Origin of the sequence: Pedobacter superstes (genome assembly GCF_037622515.1) — a bacterium.
In the GTDB taxonomy this organism is placed as follows: Bacteria; Bacteroidota; Bacteroidia; order Sphingobacteriales; family Sphingobacteriaceae; genus Paradesertivirga; species Paradesertivirga superstes.
The window spans coordinates 1-4922 of record NZ_JBBJCN010000014.1 but is presented as its reverse complement, the minus strand read 5'-3'; the positions used below and the strand labels follow the sequence as shown (position 1 = coordinate 4922).

Below are 4922 nucleotides of genomic sequence, written 5' to 3'. Positions count from 1 at the left end.
AGAGGCCTATACTAACCAGGAAGTACCATTCGAAAAAGTAGTTGAAGCAGTAGCAAAAGATCGTGATTTGATCCGTAATCCGATATTCCAGGTGATGTTTATCCTGCGTAATACCCCCGATGTTCCTGAGCTTCGTTTGGGAAACCTGAATTTATCACGTGCAAGCCATCAGCATACTACTTCACTGTTCGACCTTACTTTATATTTCACTGAAACGGATCATGGTCTTCAGGGAACCATAGAATATAGCACCGACTTATTTGAAGCTAATACGATAAGCCGTATGGCTGAACATTTAAAGGAATTATTGCAGTCTATCCTCACACAACCAGACCAGAAGATCGGAAGTATGAATATCCTTCCTGCCCGGGAGGCGATACTTTTGTCTCAATTTCATACAAGTTCGTCCGCATATCCGGCAGATAAGAGTATACTCGATTTGTTCCTAGATCAGGTCAAACAGCGACCAGAATCTATAGCGGTAGTTTTTGGAAATGACGAGTTAACCTACAAAGACCTGGATGACCGGTCCAATCAACTTGCTCATTATTTGCAAAAGAAAGGAGTAACTGAAGGGATGCTGATACCGGTATGTGTTGAGCGAAGCACAGAGATGATCGTGAGTATACTGGGAATCCTCAAATCAGGAGGCGCCTACGTGCCCCTGGATCCCGCCTATCCCGATGACCGGATATCCTTTATGCTACAAGACACTGAAGCAGGTATCGTCATCATAAGCAAAGCTAACAAAGCCAAACTGCAAACAGTTCCGGGTATCGTACTCATAGAGCCCGATGGAGCCGATGCCGCAGCAATCCGGGCAGAACTATCCGCAGAGATAAAGAGAAAAGCAGAGGCCGACCAACTGGCTTATGTAATCTACACATCAGGCTCAACCGGTCGCCCCAAAGGTGTATTGGTAAATCATAGAAATGTAGTAAGCCTCGTAAAAGGAGTAGATTATGTAAAACTGGATGAGGAAGATAGTTTGCTGGTAACGGGGTCCCCATCATTTGATGCTACGACCTTTGAATACTGGGCGATGCTTCTCAATGGAGGCCGGTTAATATTGTGTAACGAAGAAGAGCTATTGGACAGTGTTCGTTTAAAGAATCTGATTCGGGAGAATAGAGTAACAACCATGTGGTTCACCTCGAGCTGGTTTAACCAGTTAATGGAAACAGACCGGTTTACTTTTGAGGGATTGAAGACGATATTGGTAGGAGGAGAACAACTTTCAGAAGGGCACATCAGGAAGTTCCGGAAACAACACGCGACAATCAAACTAATAAATGGTTATGGTCCTACAGAGAATACTACGTTTTCGTTAACCTATGAGATTGGCGATGCAGTAAAAGGCTCAATTCCGATTGGTCGTCCATTAAGCAACCGGGAGGCCTATGTTTTGGATCGCTATCACAAGTTATTACCGATAGGTGTCGCCGGGGAAATCTGTGTTGGAGGAGCAGGATTATCGCGAGGATATCTGCACCGGCCAGAACTAACCGCCGAAAAATTCATTAATCACCCTTTCAGTCAGGATGGAGCTGCCCGTTTATATAAAACAGGAGATTTGGGAAGATGGTTGCCTGACGGTAATCTGGAGTACCTCGGCCGTATGGATGAGCAGGTTAAGATCAGGGGTTACCGGATTGAGCCTGGTGAAATCGAAAGTGTGCTGGTTCAGGGCGGGTTTGTTCGTCATGCTGTGGTAGTAACTAAGTCGGATGGTCGTTCAGGTAAACGGCTGGTAGGATACGTGGTAGCCACAGAAGAAGAATTTTCTAAAGAGAAAATACAAAGCTACCTTATAACAAAGCTGCCAGAATACATGGTTCCCACTTTATGGGTAGAGCTAGCTCAGATACCGTTAACGGCTAACGGAAAGGTAGATAGAGATTTGCTTCCTGAACCAGAAGTAAACAGCCAGATCGGTAAGGGGCATACAGTTCCTGAAACCGAAGTGGAAGAGAAGTTGTTGAAGATCTGGCAAGAACTGCTGGGGGTAGAAAGAATAGGTATGCATGATAATTTTTTTGAACTGGGAGGACATTCTCTTATGGCTATGAGAATCGTAGCGCATATTGAAAAGGACTTCTCGGTATCAATTCCAATCAAATTATTATTTCAACTCACAACTATCCGTGATTTAAGTAGGTATATACAATTGCATATGAGCAGTAATTCCGAACAGAGCACCGTAGCATTTAAAGTATTAGATGTATAATTGTATCAAGTGATTTTTAACCATTTAACTATTAGTATAAAACATCTGTTAAAGCGGTGCTGTTGAATAGAGTGTCTATGGAAAAAACTTTTACCAAAGTTATTGATATATTATTTTTAGCGAAACAGCATGACGTGGAAGTCATTTTAAATGATGGCCGCCTTCAACTGAAAATTCCTGAAAATAAAAGTATAGATCAAAATTTACTTAATGAAATTAAGGTTAATAAGGAGGCAATTATTAATTTTTTAAATAATGATAGCTGGAGATTAAAAGACTTAGACCTTAATCATCAAATTATACCGGTCAGCAGCAATGATCGTCCTTCTCGAATTCCCTTATCTTTTAGCCAGGAACGCTTATGGTTTATAGATCAGTTTGAAGGGAGTTTGCAATATCATATTACTACCGTTTTACGTTTGCGTGGGAAGCTTGATGTACCTGCCCTTGAACATTCGCTACAAACAATTGTAAACAGACACGAAATATTACGGACGGTATACCGGGAAGAGAACGGACATGCGTATCAATTTATTAAGCCTGAGGATAACTGGAGCCTGGAAATAGTAGATGGCCAGCAATTTGAGGGCGGAGAAGGATTGCAAAATTATATCAAGGGAAAGACCCGGCAGCCCTTTAATTTAAGTGAAGACAGTATGTTAAAGGCGTTGTTAATACGCCTGGGTAACGAGGAGCACGTGATTGCCTTAACAATGCATCATATTGCTTCTGATGCCTGGTCTACACCAATTTTGGTAAGGGAAGTGGTTGAGCTATATGATTCTTATATACACGGCCGTGCTGCTACATTAACAACTCAGCCTTTGCAGTATACAGATTATGTATTATGGCAAAAAGGATTTTTACAGGGAAAAGTACTTGAAAAAAAATTAAATTATTGGAAAGAGAAGCTGGCCGACCTATCACCTTTGGATCTTCCCGCGGATTATGGCCGCCCTTCAGTAAGAACTGCACGCGGAGCTTCTTCTGCATTTTCAATTTCACCTGAAATTTTAAAGGGTCTTAAGCAGTTGAGCCAGGCATATGGAGCCACGCTTTATATGACTTTACTTGCAGCGTTTAAGGTTTTGCTTTACCGGTATACCGGACAGCAAGATATTTGCGTAGGAACTTCAATAGCGGGACGGCCTCAAAAAGACCTGGAGGGGTTGATCGGTTTTTTTGTAAATACGCTGGCACTTCGAGACGAGCTGCGTGGACAAATGTCCTTTCATGAACTGCTTGCAGAAGTACGAAGTACTTTGCTGGAGGCTTACAGTAATCAGGAAGTGCCGTTTGAAAAAGTAGTAGATTCTGTAGTAAAAGAGCGGGATTCAGCAAGAAATCCATTGTTCGAGGTAATGCTGGTTCTCAAAAATACTCCGGAAGTTCCAAAGTTACATTTAGGAGAATTAGAACTTAGCGGCGAGCCATATGACCATACAACTGTAAAGTTTGATCTGACGTTTTTCCTTACAGAAACAGGCAATGGGATTCAGGGCTCAGTATTATACAGTACCGATCTATATAAACGTGATAGGATAGATCGGATGATCCAACATTTTTCTAAGTTATTAACTTCTATTGTTTCTTCCCCGGGCGAAAAGATAGGCATGCTCCGGATTCTGACGGAAACAGAAGAAGGGGAACTAAGCCAGGAGATAAATGTAAGCGCTCTTATAAATAGAGGAGCTGAAGATGTGGTGCACCTTTTTGAAGAGCAAGCCCGCAAATCTCCAGAATCTGCTGCATTGGTTTTTGAAAGGCGCCAGCTAACATTCAACGGGCTTGAAACACGTTCAAACCAACTTGCTCATTACTTGCAAAGTAGAGGAATAGTAAAAGATACCCTGGTGCCGCTTTATATAGAGCGAGGGTTAGAAATGATCATTGGTATATTGGGAATACTAAAGGCAGGTGGAGCTTATGTTCCGATCGATGCTGACTTTCCATCAGACAGGGTCATTTTTATGCTGAAAGATACAGGTGCAAAAGTTCTTGTAAGCAGTCAGGTCAACCGTTTAAAATTGAGTGAGTTTGAGGGAGTAGAAATTGTAGACTTAGATGCTGATCACGAAATATTAAATACTTTTTCATCATCTAAACCCGATACCCATATTTCGCAAGACCAACTGGCCTATGTGATTTATACATCAGGATCTACTGGCAGGCCCAAAGGTGTACAGATTAAGCACAAAAGTCTAACTGATTATATAATGGGTTTGGACGAACGCACAGGAATCAACTCCTGCAGTTCGTATGCGCTGGTATCCTCTATTGCAACAGATTTAGGTAATACGGTGCTTTATAGCTGGCTCGTTTCCGGAGGAACATTGCATATATTCTCTAAGGAGATGATAAGCCATGTGGAAGATCTGCACGGATATTTTGGTCGTCACCGGATCGACTGTGTAAAGATTGTACCCTCGCATTGGAGGGCTCTCAGCCTAGATGGCGTTCCCTTACTTCCGGCCAGTATGCTTATCTTTGGCGGAGAATCTTTGCAGGCCGGCGACATACAGACTATAAAAAACAGGGATGCAAAATGCAAAGTATTTAATCATTACGGCCCTACAGAAACAACAGTGGGTAAGCTGATTTATGAAGTAAATACTGATGACGAATATGACGGTTTTATTCCTATCGGTAAACCGTTTTCAAATACCCGCATATATGTATTAAGTACAGACGGAGC

The 4922-nt window shown here is 42.1% G+C and carries 2 protein-coding genes; both read left to right on the top strand.

What is annotated here, in order from left to right; all coding sequences use genetic code 11:
• Positions 1-2227 (top strand): non-ribosomal peptide synthetase (locus tag WG906_RS19280; protein WP_339994528.1); only part of this gene is annotated, 2227 nt, incomplete at its 5' end.
• 77 nt (positions 2228-2304) lie between these two features.
• Positions 2305-4922: non-ribosomal peptide synthetase (locus WG906_RS19275; protein WP_339994527.1), on the top strand; the 2618-nt coding region annotated here is incomplete at its 3' end.